Origin of the sequence: Pseudomonas baetica (assembly GCF_002813455.1) — a bacterium.
In the GTDB taxonomy this organism is placed as follows: domain Bacteria; phylum Pseudomonadota; class Gammaproteobacteria; order Pseudomonadales; family Pseudomonadaceae; genus Aquipseudomonas; species Aquipseudomonas baetica.
In genome coordinates this window covers 3,618,470-3,631,950 of sequence record NZ_PHHE01000001.1, presented here as the reverse complement: position 1 = coordinate 3,631,950, position 13,481 = coordinate 3,618,470, and the positions used below count along the sequence as shown (strand labels likewise).

Genomic DNA, 13,481 nt, shown 5'->3' with positions numbered 1-13,481 from the left:
GAGCCCTGAATGACCCTCGAACGCGAAGCCGCCGCCCACACCGCCCAGGTCCTGTCCGAAGCGTTGCCTTACATCCGACGTTATGTCGGCAAGACCCTGGTGATCAAATACGGCGGCAACGCGATGGAAAGCGAGGAGCTGAAAACCGGCTTCGCCCGCGACATCGTCTTGATGAAAGCCGTGGGCATCAACCCGGTCGTGGTTCACGGTGGCGGCCCGCAGATCGGTGATCTGCTCAAGCGTCTGTCGATCGAAAGCCACTTCGTCGATGGCATGCGCGTCACCGACGCCGCGACCATGGACGTGGTGGAAATGGTCCTGGGCGGTCAGGTCAACAAAAGCATCGTCAACCTGATCAACCGTCACGGCGGCAGCGCCATCGGCCTGACCGGTAAAGACGCCGGGCTGATTCGTGCGAAGAAGCTCACCGTTACCCGCCAGACCCCGGAGATGACCCAGCCGGAAATCATCGACATCGGTCAGGTCGGCGAAGTGGTCGGGATCAACACCGAGCTGCTGAACCTGCTGGTCAAGGGCAACTTTATTCCGGTGATCGCGCCGATCGGCGTGGGTGAAAACGGCGAGTCGTACAACATCAACGCGGATCTGGTGGCCGGCAAGGTTGCCGAAGCACTGAAGGCCGAGAAGCTGATGCTGCTGACCAACATCGCCGGCCTGATGGACAAGTCCGGCACGGTGTTGACTGGTCTGAGCACACAGCAGGTCGACGACCTGATCGCCGACGGCACGATCTACGGCGGCATGTTGCCGAAGATTCGTTGTGCACTGGAAGCAGTTCAGGGCGGTGTCGGCAGCTCGTTGATCATCGACGGCCGCGTGCCTAACGCAATCCTGTTGGAAATCTTCACGGATACCGGTGTGGGTACGCTGATCAGCAATCGCAAACGCCCCTGATCGCTGAAACACAAGAGATCGCAGTCTGCGTCAGCTCCTGCAACACAGTACGAAAGTGCTGTAGGAACTGACGAAGTCTGCGATCTTTTTTATCCGCGCAGGAAGCGTCTGACTTCACTCAGCGAAACGTCCGACAGCCCATCAGAACAAATCTCCCTAGGATCTTCCCTTCACCCACCGGAGATTTACTCATGCAAAAAGACCACGTTCCATACGGCAGTGACATTTCAGCAGGTACCTACGCTTGCGTGGACTGCGGCCGAGAGTATTCAGGCCCGTCGCAATCATCGATGCCGCCCTGCCCCGACTTCACAGAAGCCTCGCACCCGCTCAAAGGCTGGAAAGTGCTCCGCGGCCAAGGTGATGCACCCCAGGATCCGTACCCGGACAGCAACGAAAAATAACCCCGGAGCGCCTGAGCCATGCAGATATCGTTCACGATCGACGCCGACGCTTTCGAGCAGGAACAAAAGGAACCGGTCAAGAAGACCTTGCGTATTGGCGACGCCGAAATCGCCCACGCCCTGCAGCGTATCGCCAAGGCCAGCCTGACGGAATACCTGAAAATGCTGGTCGAGGGCGGCATGCCCAGTCGGGCCGATGAGGCCAAGCAGGATCGCCTGCTTTACCTGATTCAAAGCTACTTCGGGCAGACTTTACCGACTGAATCGCAGATATCGACGATCTTCCAACTGACCCAAAGCCAAAGCAAAACCTTGCTGAAGAACACCGTGTCGCGCTTCCGCAATCAGCTCGACGACATCCTGCAGCACAGCATGCGCGGGGTCGTCGAGTCTGCGGAACATGCGAAGGATGTCTATCTGGTGGTCATCAGTTCAGACGTGATCCGCGATGAGTTGAACATGCTCATCACGCAAAACGAGCCGACCTTCAAACCCATCATCAAACGCAAGGGCAGCGCCGGGCAGTTTGAAATCAGCGAGGACTCCCACGATTTGTTGTGCGCAACGTTGGGACTCAATGCCGTTCAGTGACATCGTCGCGGTCAGTGGCTTGCTGCTGACCTTGACCACCTTCCTGTTCAATCTGGCTTGGCCGACGCTCAATGAGGCGTTGGCGCTGGATGAGCATCAACAAGGCCTTCAGGCAAGAAAGCGCAGCAGGGAAAAGGTCTTGGGGGTGCTCTTGAAGTGTGCGCTGCCACTGACCGGCGCCTTTGCAGCGCTGTTTTACGTCAACCTGCCAGCCGCCGTGGGCATTATCGGCAGCAGCACACTGGATCTATGGGATTTTGAGGTTGATCGCACGCTATACGTGATGGTGGTTGTGGCGTTGCTGGCATTCGCGCTGATCAACGCGGGATTGACTCTGAAACTGCTGAAGAAATGGCGAAACTTACATTAACCGCAAACAAAAAGACCCCGTTCATCCTGAATGAACGGGGTCTTCTTATCACCGAACATCCCCTGTGGGAGCGGGCTTGCTCGCGAATGCGTCGTATCAGTCGACATCAATGCTGAATGAACAACTGCATTCGCGAGCAAGCCCGCTCCCACAAAAGCTGACCGCAGTCAGACGCCGAACTGGGCCCGGTACGCTTCCACGGCTGGCAGGTGCTGCTTGAGCTGCGGATCGTCAGCGAGGAATTCCAGCACCTGGTTCAGCGAAACAATGCTGATCACCGGAATGCCGAAATCGCGCTCCACTTCCTGGATGGCCGACAACTCACCGTTGCCGCGCTCCTGACGGTTCAGGGCGATCAGCACGCCGGCGGCCTTGGCACCGTCCTGGGAAGCAATTATTTGCATCACTTCGCGGATTGCGGTGCCGGCGGTGATTACATCGTCGATGATCAGCACGTCACCGGTCAGCGGTGCGCCGACCAGGCTGCCGCCTTCGCCGTGAGCCTTGGCTTCCTTGCGGTTGAAGCACCATGGCAGGTCACGGTCGTGGTGCTCGGCCAGCGCCACAGCGGTGGTCGCCGCCAGCGGGATGCCTTTGTAGGCCGGGCCAAACAGAACGTCGAAGGCAATCCCGCTTTCAGCAATGGCCGCCGCATAGAAGCGACCGAGCTGCGCCAGGGCCGAACCCGAGTTGAACAGCCCGGCATTGAAGAAGTAGGGACTGGTGCGCCCGGACTTGAGGGTGAACTCACCGAAGCGCAAAACGCCGCGATCGATGGCAAAACGAATGAAATCGCGCTGATACGCTTGCATGAAAAAAACCCCAAATACCACGGATTTAGCTAATTAGCTTGACGCCGTGTATCATACACGCACGCGATTTTTGGGGCCATTTATGCGGATCATCAGTGTGAACGTCAATGGTATTCAGGCTGCAGTCGAGCGTGGTTTGCTCAGTTGGCTGCAAGCACAGAATGCCGACGTCATCTGCCTGCAGGACACCCGTGCCTCCGCCTTTGAACTGGATGACCCAGCCTTCCAACTGGATGGCTACTTCCTTTATGCCTGCGATGCTGAAGTCCCTGCCCAAGGTGGCGTGGCTTTGTATTCGCGGTTGCAACCGAAGGCTGTCATCAGCGGTCTCGGTTTCGAGACGGCCGACCGCTACGGGCGCTACCTGCAAGCAGATTTCGACAAAGTCAGTATTGCCACCTTGCTGCTCCCTTCGGGGATGAACGGCGATGAGGACTTGAACCAGAAGTTCAAGCTCATGGACGACTTCGGCAAGTATCTGGACAAACAGCGACGCAAACGTCGCGAGTACATTTATTGTGGCTCGCTGTACGTGGCGCAGCAGAAGCTCGACATCAAGAACTGGCGCGACAGCCAGCAATCCCCGGGATTCCTGGCGCCAGAACGCGCCTGGATGGACGAGATTGTCGGCAACATGGGCTATGTCGATGCCCTGCGTGAAGTCAGCCGTGAAGGCGACCAGTACAGCTGGTGGCCGGACAACGAACAGGCCGAGATGCTCAATCTGGGCTGGCGGTTTGACTACCAGATCCTGACCCCGGGCCTGCGGCGCTTCGTGCGCAGCGCACGCCTGCCGCGTCAGCCACGGTTCTCGCAGCATGCACCGCTGATCGTCGACTACGACTGGACGCTGACCATCTAAGCGTCGCTTCGCCGACATAAAAATGCCCGTATCGAAATATACGGGCATTTTTATGCGTCTGTGGGGCGAAAGCAGCCCCATCTACGCTGTAAACGTCCGTAGATCACACTGCGACGAAAAACGGCAGCGACAGATACAGCTTGATCACGATGACGTTAATGATGTCGATAAAGAACGCCCCCACCATCGGCACGACGAGAAAAGCGATCTGCGAAGGGCCGAAGCGCTGCGTCACCGCCTGCATGTTAGCGATGGCCGTTGGCGTCGCACCCAACCCGAAACCGCAGTGCCCAGCCGCCAATACCGCCGCATCGTAATTGCGGCCCATTACTCTGAAGGTCACGAAAATCGCAAAAAGCGCCATGACCAGTGTTTGTGCAGCCAGGATGATAAAGATCGGCAATGCCAACGCAGCCAGATCCCATAACTTTAGCGACATCAAGGCAATCGCCAGAAACAGCGACAGGCTGACATTGCCCAGCACCGACACTTCACGCTCGAATACCTGATACAGGCCCAGCGCCGACAGACCATTACGCAGCAACACGCCCACGAACAAAACGCAGACAAACGTTGGCAATTCGAAAGCGGTTCCGTATAGCAGGCCGTTCAGAACGTTGCCGGCCAACAGGCTGACGGCGATCAGAGCCAGTGTCTCGATGAACGAAAAAGGAGTAATCGAGCGCTCTTTGTTCGGCTGCTCGAAACCCTTTGGCAACCGTGGCGTTTCCTGAGGTTGGCAACCCGGTACTTGCACGCGCTTGATAAGTAACCGAGCCACCGGCCCACCAATCAAGCCACCCAGGACCAGGCCGAATGTTGCCGAAGCAATAGCAAGTTCGGACGCCGAAGCCAGGCCGTACTTTTCACTGAACACCGTTCCCCAGGCAGCCCCCGTACCGTGACCGCCCGCCAACGTGATCGAGCCCGTCAGCAGGCCCATCAACGGATCAAGCCCCAGCGTTTTGGCCAGACCAATACCCAAGGCGTTCTGAACCACCAGAAGCCCGGTAACCGCCAGGAGAAAAATGCCGACTACGCGACCACCCTTTTTCAGGCTGGCAAAGTCTGCGCTCAAACCGATAGTGGCAAAGAATGCCAGCATCAAAGGCGTTTGCAGCGAAGTATCGAATCTGATTTCTATATCAAAAGTACGCAGCATCAATAAAACCAGAGCAACCACCAGGCCACCAGCCACGGGCTCAGGAATATTGTAATTACGCAGGAAACCGACTCGTGCAATAAGTCCGCGCCCCAGCAAAAGCACCAGAGAGGCGGCGACGAGCGTTCCATAAAAATCGAGCTGAATCATTGGGATTATTCTTGGCTGTATATTCATCAGGCGCACTTTTTACCCGCGCACGCCCACAGAATCGGCTGATTGTCTCAACACTGATTGAATTGGAATTCAAGAGCCTTCGATGGCTTGAATATAACGAGATATTTCTGAAGCAACGTTGTGCGGAGTAACCTTAACAATCGCCAAGTCTTATTGCCAAGGACTGAGATCGCGCTAACCCATTGTAGTTGTGACTAAAAGTGTAAGCGTTGAAATATACATACAAACATTTACTACCACTTGTCGCGCGTAGAACCAGTCCTACATGAAAGAGTAATTAGTCAAGTTGCAGAAACACAAATGCCCCGATAAGTCAGGGCATTTGTATTAAAACCTTGCGAAGCGCTGAGGTTTCGAATTGATCGTTATTTGATCAGTCGCCAGGTGAACGGGTATCGATAAGGGAACCCGTCATTGGCTTTCACTCCAGCGATGATCGTCAAGACCAGCGCACCGATGGCCAGCAGGCCCAACAGGAAGAAGCCGATAATCAACAACATCAGCAACAGGCAGATGGCCGAAGCAATCGCCACGGTGATCTGAAAATTCAGCGCTTCCTTGCCCTGAGCGTCGATGAACGGATCCGTCTCACGCTTCATTTGCCACAGAATCAGCGGGCCGATCAGATTGCCAAACGGAATCCAGATCCCCAGCAAGGCGGACAGGTGACAAAACATCGCCCATTGACGAACCTCCTGGCTCGGTTTGGGCAGCAGCTCTTGCTCGTCACTCATCGCGTCCTCCTTGCGGGTTAGAACCTGCTCAGTCGGCCAGTGCGGCTTTCTGCAGTTCGAAGATTTCGTTCATGCCTTTCTTGGCCAGTTCCAGCATGGCGTTCAGGTCTTCAGGCTGGAACGGCGCGCCTTCAGCAGTACCTTGCACTTCGATGAAGCCACCGGAGCTGGTCATCACCACGTTGAGGTCAGTCTCGGCAGCGGAATCTTCAAGATAGTCCAGATCCAGCACAGGCTCGCCCTGATACATGCCGACCGATACCGCACCGATCATTTGCTTGAGCGGATCGCCGCCTTTCAGGCCGCCGCGCTTCTTGATCACTTTCAGCGCATCGACCAGCGCAACCATGGCGCCAGTGATCGACGCAGTGCGGGTGCCGCCGTCAGCCTGGATCACGTCGCAATCGACATACAGAGTGACGTCGCCGAGCTTGGACATGTCCAGAGCCGCGCGCAGGGAACGGCCGATCAGGCGCTGGATTTCCAGGGTACGACCACCCTGCTTGCCACGGCTCGCTTCACGCTGGTTTCGCTCGCCGGTGGCGCGCGGCAGCATGCCGTACTCAGCGGTCAACCAGCCTTGGCCCTGGCCTTTGAGGAACCGCGGCACGCCGTTTTCGACGCTGACGGTGCAGATGACTTTGGTATCACCGAATTCGACCAGTACGGATCCCTCGGCGTGTTTGGTGTAGTTGCGGGTAATGCGGATCGAGCGGAGCTGATCGGCAGCGCGACCACTTGGACGTTTCATAGGGAATACCTGTACTGGGGACGGAAAACTGCCGAGCATTATAGAGCGGTGCACCGCCAGTGGGCACTGGTTAAAAATCCGCGCGGACGACTCAAGGCCTTGAAACACTGATTACCGACGGGCTGCAGCCCTTTGTCACACCGTGTGTTTGGGCGCATTCGCCGCACTGCGCTACAATCCTGCGCCTTTGCTGCCAGTCGGCTTAAATTCATTCATATCGCGTCTGCGGAACTGAAGTTCTGCGCCGATCTGCATTGCGAGGTCACCGCCATGGTGCACAGCATGACCGCCTTCGCCCGCGTCGAAAAAGCCGGCGTCCAGGGCACCCTGAGCTGGGAATTGCGCTCGGTCAACAGCCGCTATCTGGAACCGCACCTGCGCCTGCCAGAGTCGTTTCGCGACCTCGAGGGCGCCGTGCGTGAAGCGCTGCGTCAGGGGCTGTCGCGGGGCAAACTGGAATGCACCCTGCGCTTCACTGAAGAAAGCACCGGCAAGCCGCTGCAAGTCGATCGCGAGCGCGCCGCGCAACTCGTCGCTGCCGCAGAGACGATCGCCGGCCTGATCAAAAACCCCGCCGCGCTGAATCCACTGGAAGTGCTGGCCTGGCCTGGCGTGCTGGTTGCCGATGCAACCGACCCGCAAGCGCTGAACGCCGAAGCCTTGGCCCTGTTCACTCAAGGTCTGAAAGAGCTCAAGGCCGGCCGCGAACGTGAAGGTGCGGAACTGGCGCGACTGATCAACGAGCGCCTGACTTCCATCGAAGAAGACGTCGTGACCCTGCGTGAACTGGTTCCGCAGATGCTCGCCACCCAGCGCCAGAAGGTTCTCGACCGCTTCGCCGACATGAAGGCCGAGATGGATCCGCAGCGCCTGGAACAGGAAATGGTCATGCTCGCGCAAAAGAGCGACGTGGCCGAAGAACTGGATCGTCTGAGCACCCACATTATTGAAGTTCGCCGGGTGCTCAAGTCCGGTGGTGCGGCCGGACGTCGCCTGGACTTCCTGATGCAGGAGCTCAACCGCGAAGCCAACACACTGGGCTCAAAGGCCTTCGACCCGCGCAGCACCCAGGCCGCCGTCAACCTCAAGGTGTTGATCGAGCAGATGCGCGAACAAGTGCAGAATATTGAGTAAGGCTACCCCGACATGACCCACAGCACCGGCACCCTGTACATCATTTCCGCGCCATCGGGCGCGGGCAAGAGCAGCCTGGTCAAGGCTTTGACCGACGCCAACCCGGAGATCCACGTCTCGATCTCGCACACCACCCGCGCCATGCGTCCGGGTGAAGTGAACGGCGTGAACTATCACTTCGTGACCCGCGAAGCCTTTGTAAAGATGGGCGAGCACGGTGATTTCCTCGAGCGCGCCGAAGTGTTCGGCAACTTCTACGGCACCTCGCAAAGCCATCTGCAACAAACGCTGGACGAAGGCCACGACCTGATTCTGGAAATCGACTGGCAGGGCGCCGAGCAAGTGCGCAAGCTGATGCCGCAGGCCCGCTCGATCTTCATTTTGCCGCCATCGTTGCAAGCGCTGCACCAGCGCCTGACGAATCGCGGCCAGGACAGCGACGAGATCATCGACGGGCGGATGCGCGAAGCGGTCAATGAGATGAGCCACTACGTTGAGTACGACTACCTGATCATCAACGACGACTTTGCTCATGCGCTGGACGATCTGAAGGCGATTTTCCGCGCCAATCAGCTGCAACAGAAGCGCCAACAGGTGCGTTTCGGCAAATTGCTGGCTGAACTGCTCGGCTAAACAGAGCTTCCCAAAACCGCTGCAAGGGCTTTACATTGGCACTTGCAGCGCGTTGAAGGGCTTGGTCAAAAAATCAGCGCTTCCCTAATCGCTGGTGATTTTTTAAACTGTTGAGTCCGCTCGCCCAACCGGGCAGCGCGCATATTGCATTCGCTCCGAGGAATACCATGGCCCGCGTAACCGTTGAAGACTGCCTGAACCACGTGGAAAACCGTTTTGAGCTGGTCATGCTGTCCACCAAGCGTGCCCGTCAACTGGCCACCGGCGGCAAAGAGCCACTGGTTCAGTGGGAAAACGACAAGCCTACCGTTGTAGCGCTGCGTGAAATCGCTGAAGGCCTGATGAGCTACGAGTTCATCGCCAACGCTGAAATCGTCGAAGACGAACCGCTGTTCGCAGCGTTCGAGGACGAGTCCAACGAGGCCGTCTAAGTCTATGCCTGGTCGACGTAGCACGGCGCGGGGTCACAGCCAACGGCAGGAGTCATCATGCCGAGCATAGACGCCCTCGCCGATCGCTTATCGACCTACCTCGGCAATGACCAGGTCAACCTGGTCCGCCGAGCGTATTTCTACGCCGAACAAGCCCACGACGGCCAACGCCGCCGCAGCGGCGAGGCGTACGTCACGCATCCTCTTGCCGTGGCCAATATTCTTGCCGACATGCACATGGACCATCAGAGCCTGATGGCGGCGATGCTGCATGATGTGATCGAAGACACCGGTATCGCCAAAGAAGCGCTGCAAGCGCAGTTCGGTGAAACCGTGGCCGAACTGGTCGACGGGGTCAGCAAACTGACCCAGATGAATTTCGAGACCAAGGCCGAAGCCCAGGCGGAAAACTTCCAGAAAATGGCCATGGCCATGGCACGCGACATTCGCGTGATCCTGGTCAAACTCGCCGACCGCCTGCATAACATGCGTACGCTGGAAGTGCTGTCCGGCGAAAAACGCCGTCGGATCGCCAAAGAAACCCTAGAGATCTATGCACCCATCGCCAACCGCCTGGGCATGCACGCGATTCGTATCGAATTCGAAGACCTCGGCTTCAAGGCCATGCACCCGATGCGTTCCGCGCGGATCTACCAGGCGGTCAAGCGCGCCCGGGGCAACCGCAAGGAAATCGTCAACAAGATCGAAGAATCCCTCGGCCATTGCCTCGCAATCGACGGCATCCAGGGCGAAGTCAGCGGTCGCCAGAAACACCTCTACGGCATCTACAAGAAAATGCGCGGCAAGCGTCGGGCCTTCAACGAGATCATGGACGTCTACGCGTTCCGGATCATCGTCGACAAGGTCGATACCTGCTACCGCGTGCTAGGCGCTGTACATAATTTGTACAAACCGTTGCCGGGGCGCTTCAAGGATTACATCGCGATCCCCAAGGCCAACGGCTATCAGTCGCTGCACACCACGTTGTTCGGCATGCACGGCGTACCGATCGAGATCCAGATCCGTACCCGCGAAATGGAAGAGATGGCCAACAACGGCATCGCTGCCCATTGGCTGTACAAGTCCAGCGGTGACGAGCAGCCCAAAGGCACTCATGCCCGCGCTCGTCAGTGGGTCAAAGGCGTGCTGGAAATGCAGCAACGTGCCGGCAACTCGCTGGAATTCATCGAAAGCGTGAAGATCGACCTGTTCCCGGACGAGGTCTACGTCTTCACGCCAAAAGGCCGGATCATGGAGCTGCCAAAAGGCTCCACGGCGGTCGACTTTGCCTACGCGGTACACACCGACGTCGGCAACAGCTGCATTGCCTGCCGGATCAACCGCCGCCTCGCACCGCTGTCCGAACCGCTGCAAAGCGGCTCCACAGTCGAGATCGTCAGCGCGCCCGGCGCGCGACCAAACCCGGCGTGGCTCAACTTCGTGGTTACCGGCAAGGCGCGCACGCACATCCGCCATGCACTGAAACTGCAGCGCCGTTCCGAATCCATCAGCCTCGGCGAACGCCTGCTGAACAAGGTGCTCAATGGTTTCGACAGCGCCCTGGAAAAGATCCCGGCCGAGCGCGTCAAGGCGATGCTCACCGAATACCGCCTCGAACTGATCGAAGACCTGCTCGAAGACATTGGTCTGGGCAATCGCATGGCCTATGTAGTGGCGCGCCGCCTGCTTGGCGAGGGCGAACAACTGCCAAGCCCCGAAGGCCCGCTGGCGATTCGCGGCACCGAGGGCCTGGTTCTCAGCTACGCCAAATGCTGCACGCCGATCCCGGGCGACCCGATTGTCGGTCACTTGTCGGCGGGCAAAGGCATGGTCGTGCACCTGGACAACTGCCGCAACATCAGCGAGGTCCGGCACAACCCGGAAAAATGCATCCAGCTCTCGTGGGCCAAGGATGTCACCGGCGAATTCAACGTCGAACTGCGCGTCGAGCTGGAACACCAGCGCGGCCTGATTGCGCTGCTGGCCAGCAGCGTCAACGCAGCCGACGGCAATATCGAGAAAATCAGCATGGACGAACGCGATGGTCGCATCAGCGTCGTGCAACTGGTGGTCAGCGTCCACGACCGTGTGCACCTGGCCCGCGTAATCAAGAAGCTGCGCGCCTTGACCGGGGTGATCCGCATCACCCGCATGCGTGCATAACTCACACCTAACAAGGAGTCATACATGACCAAGACTGTTATCACCAGCGACAAGGCCCCAGCCGCCATCGGTACTTACTCTCAGGCAATCAAGGCCGGTAACACCGTCTACATGTCGGGTCAGATTCCTCTGGACCCAAAAACCATGGAACTGGTTGAAGGCTTCGAAGCCCAGACCGTCCAGGTGTTCGAGAACCTCAAAGCCGTGGCCGAAGCCGCCGGCGGTTCGTTCAAGGACATCGTCAAACTGAACATTTTCCTCACCGACCTGAGCCACTTCGCCAAGGTCAACGAGATCATGGGCAAGTACTTCGACCAGCCATACCCGGCCCGAGCCGCCATCGGCGTAGCTGCCCTGCCAAAGGGTTCGCAGGTTGAAATGGATGCCATTCTGGTCATCGAGTGATGCGCACGGCGCGGCCCTCAAACGCCGCGCCGACTGCTCAGCAAGAAAAGGTTTTGAAAGGATTCCACCATGCGCAAAGCGCTAGCTCTCCCGCTGCTCGCCATTTTCCTCGGCGGCTGCGCCAGCAACCCCGCCGACCGTGACATCAGCGGCACCTGGATCAATCAGGTGGCGATCGATGCCGCAGCCAAGGGCGGCCCCCTGCGCGAAGCGCTTCAGGCCTACGGCCCGAACCTGGAGTGGGACGTCAACACCAAGGCCAGTCAGGCCCGCTACACCAACGGTTTTGAGAACGTCGAAGGACGGCTGCTGGGCGAACAGTCCGGCGCCTGGAAAGTCGACTTCTATGGCAGCTCGGCCAGCGAACTGAAACGCGACGGCGGGCAACTGCAACAAGCCGCCAGCGAAAACGAACCGGAACAGGTTTTTGACCGCGCGCAGATTCCGGTACCGGAAGGCGCGCCGATTGGCGCCAGTTTCGAACGCGCACTGTATTCCGCCTACATGGGCGGCAACTGGAAGATTGCCAGCGGCCAAGGAGAAGGCGGCACCGTGCAGTTCCAGGCCGACGGCCAAGTCAGCGGCCTGCCGGGCGCCGACCGTTATGCCTTGTGCCTGGCGGGCGATTGCGCTTCGATGAGCAGCAACAATGACAACATGTGGCTGCAACTCAATGGTCAGGGCAATGCCTATATCTTTGCGCGCAAGGGCAAGGAACTGGAGATCTTCCAGGCGGTGAACACCGCGCTGGCGGATGAAATGCCGCAGTACACGCCGGGCGAGCGCAAGTGGTTGCTCGAGAAGCAGTAAGCACGCGCTGAGAACAACACATAAACCTGTGGGAGCGGGCTTGCTCGCGAAAGCGGTGGATCAGTCGACATTAAAGTTGCCTGACACTCCCTCTTCGCGAGCAAGCTCGCTCCCACAGTTGTTTTCAGGGGTGTCTGGGAGTCAGCATTTACCTTCGAGGATCGCAGCATAGCCTTCGCGATAACTTGGGTATTTCGGCATCCAGCCCAACGCTTTAGCCCGGGCATTGCTGCAGCGCTTGCTGCCGGTGCGCCGCACGCTGGCATCTTCCGCCCATTCCGTTACACCCAAATACTCGCGCAACCAACCCACTACTTCAGCCAACGGCGCCGGTGCATCATCAACGCCGATATAGAAATCCTCCAGCTTCACGCCCTGACGATCCTTCTCCAGCAGGAACGCCAGCAATCCGGCTGCATCGTCGGCATGTATGCGATTGCCATACAACGGCGGATCAACGGCGACGCGATAACCACGACGCACCTGCGTCAGCAGCCATTCACGGCCCGGGCCGTAGATACCGGTCAGGCGCAGGACGCTCGCGGGGATTCCACTATTGAGTGCCACCTGCTCGGCTTCGAGCATCAATCGACCTGAGTAACCGGTGGCGACGGTTTCGGAAGTCTCATCCACCCACTCGCCGTCCAGTTGCCCGTAGACACTGCTGCTGGACACGAAGATCAGGCGCTCAGGCACTTGCCCATAGTCGCCCAGCCAGCTCAGCACGTTCTGCAAACCCTGCACGTAAGCCGCGCGATAGCCGGCCTCATCGTGATCGGTCGCCGCTGCGCAATACACCAGATAATCCACGGCCCCCACCGGCCAGGTCGCCGGGCAGTCTTCGTTGAACAGATCGCCGGCAACGCCGACAACACCGTCCGGCAAGCACGAGACATTGCGGCGCAGACCATGAACTTCCCAGCCAGCGGTCAGCAATTGCGTAGCCAGTCGACTGCCGACATCACCACAACCAGCAATCAAAACAGAAGGCGCGGACATCAAAAAACTCCCATCGGAAAGCGACAGACTAGCCTTGGCACGAGTCGTGCGGCTAGCAATCAAGGAAAAAAAGATACTCTATTACTTTTGTTAACAAGAATTACTTGCAATAATGCAGGCCACTTTTG

Annotated in this window: 15 protein-coding genes; 10 read left to right on the top strand and 5 right to left on the bottom strand. The window is 58.3% G+C overall.

All coding sequences use genetic code 11. The features are described 5' to 3' along the window. The first annotated feature begins 9 nt into the window (after positions 1-9). The 3 genes from argB (at position 10) to ATI02_RS16480 (ending at position 2,280) form a co-directional block, all read left to right on the top strand. Positions 10-915 (top strand): acetylglutamate kinase, encoded by a 906-nt coding sequence (argB, locus tag ATI02_RS16495; RefSeq protein WP_003229488.1) that lies wholly within the window; start codon positions 10-12, stop codon positions 913-915. Positions 916-1,337: 422 nt separating this feature from the next. Next, the gene (locus ATI02_RS16485; RefSeq protein ID WP_095187921.1) at positions 1,338-1,910 is read left to right on the top strand and encodes a hypothetical protein; all 573 of its coding nucleotides are present in this window, start codon (positions 1,338-1,340) and stop codon (positions 1,908-1,910) included. Further along, complete coding sequence (locus ATI02_RS16480; protein ID WP_100846813.1) at positions 1,897-2,280, top strand: hypothetical protein; 384 nt, start codon at positions 1,897-1,899, stop codon at positions 2,278-2,280. The genes ATI02_RS16485 and ATI02_RS16480 overlap by 14 nt, the downstream gene beginning before the upstream one ends. 167 nt (positions 2,281-2,447) lie before the next feature. Here ATI02_RS16480 and pyrE read toward each other — a convergent pair whose 3' ends face one another. Further along, positions 2,448-3,092, bottom strand: a complete 645-nt coding sequence (pyrE, locus tag ATI02_RS16470; protein WP_095081295.1) for an orotate phosphoribosyltransferase — start codon at positions 3,090-3,092, stop codon at positions 2,448-2,450. 82 nt (positions 3,093-3,174) lie between these two features. Here pyrE and ATI02_RS16465 point away from each other — a divergent pair, with 82 nt between their 5' ends. Next, positions 3,175-3,954 (top strand): catabolite repression control protein Crc, encoded by a 780-nt coding sequence (locus tag ATI02_RS16465; RefSeq protein ID WP_007920349.1) that lies wholly within the window; start codon positions 3,175-3,177, stop codon positions 3,952-3,954. Positions 3,955-4,057: 103 nt separating this feature from the next. Here ATI02_RS16465 and gltS read toward each other — a convergent pair whose 3' ends face one another. From gltS to rph, 3 genes are all read right to left on the bottom strand, one after another. Further along, complete coding sequence (gene gltS / locus ATI02_RS16460) at positions 4,058-5,266, bottom strand: sodium/glutamate symporter (protein WP_095187919.1); 1,209 nt, start codon at positions 5,264-5,266, stop codon at positions 4,058-4,060. Between the two features lie 392 nt (positions 5,267-5,658). Further along, complete coding sequence (locus ATI02_RS16455; protein ID WP_095187918.1) at positions 5,659-6,027, bottom strand: DUF4870 domain-containing protein; 369 nt, start codon at positions 6,025-6,027, stop codon at positions 5,659-5,661. 28 nt (positions 6,028-6,055) lie between these two features. After that, a complete protein-coding gene (rph, locus tag ATI02_RS16450; RefSeq protein ID WP_095187917.1) occupies positions 6,056-6,778 on the bottom strand; it encodes a ribonuclease PH in 723 nt (240 codons plus the stop codon). 270 nt (positions 6,779-7,048) lie between these two features. Between rph and ATI02_RS16445 the strand changes: the two genes are divergently transcribed. The 6 genes from ATI02_RS16445 to ATI02_RS16420 all read left to right on the top strand — a co-directional run bounded on the left by ATI02_RS16445 (position 7,049) and on the right by ATI02_RS16420 (position 12,354). Beyond that, complete coding sequence (locus ATI02_RS16445; RefSeq protein ID WP_095187979.1) at positions 7,049-7,912, top strand: YicC/YloC family endoribonuclease; 864 nt, start codon at positions 7,049-7,051, stop codon at positions 7,910-7,912. Between the two features lie 12 nt (positions 7,913-7,924). After that, positions 7,925-8,545: a guanylate kinase gene (gene gmk, locus ATI02_RS16440; RefSeq protein ID WP_100846812.1), complete on the top strand. Its 621-nt coding sequence runs from the start codon at positions 7,925-7,927 to the stop codon at positions 8,543-8,545. A gap of 167 nt (positions 8,546-8,712) precedes the next feature. Then, positions 8,713-8,976 (top strand): DNA-directed RNA polymerase subunit omega, encoded by a 264-nt coding sequence (gene rpoZ / locus ATI02_RS16435; protein ID WP_007894670.1) that lies wholly within the window; start codon positions 8,713-8,715, stop codon positions 8,974-8,976. 57 nt (positions 8,977-9,033) lie between these two features. After that, entirely contained in the window at positions 9,034-11,139 is a 2,106-nt protein-coding gene (gene spoT, locus ATI02_RS16430; protein WP_095187916.1) for a bifunctional GTP diphosphokinase/guanosine-3',5'-bis pyrophosphate 3'-pyrophosphohydrolase, read from the top strand. 24 nt (positions 11,140-11,163) lie between these two features. Beyond that, complete coding sequence (locus ATI02_RS16425; RefSeq protein ID WP_003229509.1) at positions 11,164-11,544, top strand: deaminase RidA; 381 nt, start codon at positions 11,164-11,166, stop codon at positions 11,542-11,544. 69 nt (positions 11,545-11,613) lie between these two features. After that, entirely contained in the window at positions 11,614-12,354 is a 741-nt protein-coding gene (locus ATI02_RS16420) for a putative periplasmic lipoprotein (protein WP_095187915.1), read from the top strand. Positions 12,355-12,495: 141 nt separating this feature from the next. On the opposite strand, the gene ATI02_RS16410 is transcribed toward ATI02_RS16420, so the two are convergent. Beyond that, entirely contained in the window at positions 12,496-13,353 is an 858-nt protein-coding gene (locus tag ATI02_RS16410; RefSeq protein WP_100846811.1) for an SDR family oxidoreductase, read from the bottom strand. Between the last annotated feature and the right edge of the window lie 128 nt (positions 13,354-13,481).

What these genes read in the sequence shown, in the direction of transcription:
- argB (WP_003229488.1), top strand. Translation starts at nt 10, where the DNA reads ATGACCCTCGAACGCGAAGCCGCCGCCCACACCGCCCAGGTCCTGTCC.
- ATI02_RS16485 (WP_095187921.1), top strand. Translation starts at nt 1,338, where the DNA reads ATGCAGATATCGTTCACGATCGACGCCGACGCTTTCGAGCAGGAACAA.
- ATI02_RS16480 (WP_100846813.1), top strand. Translation starts at nt 1,897, where the DNA reads ATGCCGTTCAGTGACATCGTCGCGGTCAGTGGCTTGCTGCTGACCTTG.
- pyrE (WP_095081295.1), bottom strand. Translation starts at nt 3,092, where the DNA reads ATGCAAGCGTATCAGCGCGATTTCATTCGTTTTGCCATCGATCGCGGC.
- ATI02_RS16465 (WP_007920349.1), top strand. Translation starts at nt 3,175, where the DNA reads ATGCGGATCATCAGTGTGAACGTCAATGGTATTCAGGCTGCAGTCGAG.
- gltS (WP_095187919.1), bottom strand. Translation starts at nt 5,266, where the DNA reads ATGATTCAGCTCGATTTTTATGGAACGCTCGTCGCCGCCTCTCTGGTG.
- ATI02_RS16455 (WP_095187918.1), bottom strand. Translation starts at nt 6,027, where the DNA reads ATGAGTGACGAGCAAGAGCTGCTGCCCAAACCGAGCCAGGAGGTTCGT.
- rph (WP_095187917.1), bottom strand. Translation starts at nt 6,778, where the DNA reads ATGAAACGTCCAAGTGGTCGCGCTGCCGATCAGCTCCGCTCGATCCGC.
- ATI02_RS16445 (WP_095187979.1), top strand. Translation starts at nt 7,049, where the DNA reads ATGGTGCACAGCATGACCGCCTTCGCCCGCGTCGAAAAAGCCGGCGTC.
- gmk (WP_100846812.1), top strand. Translation starts at nt 7,925, where the DNA reads ATGACCCACAGCACCGGCACCCTGTACATCATTTCCGCGCCATCGGGC.
- rpoZ (WP_007894670.1), top strand. Translation starts at nt 8,713, where the DNA reads ATGGCCCGCGTAACCGTTGAAGACTGCCTGAACCACGTGGAAAACCGT.
- spoT (WP_095187916.1), top strand. Translation starts at nt 9,034, where the DNA reads ATGCCGAGCATAGACGCCCTCGCCGATCGCTTATCGACCTACCTCGGC.
- ATI02_RS16425 (WP_003229509.1), top strand. Translation starts at nt 11,164, where the DNA reads ATGACCAAGACTGTTATCACCAGCGACAAGGCCCCAGCCGCCATCGGT.
- ATI02_RS16420 (WP_095187915.1), top strand. Translation starts at nt 11,614, where the DNA reads ATGCGCAAAGCGCTAGCTCTCCCGCTGCTCGCCATTTTCCTCGGCGGC.
- ATI02_RS16410 (WP_100846811.1), bottom strand. Translation starts at nt 13,353, where the DNA reads ATGTCCGCGCCTTCTGTTTTGATTGCTGGTTGTGGTGATGTCGGCAGT.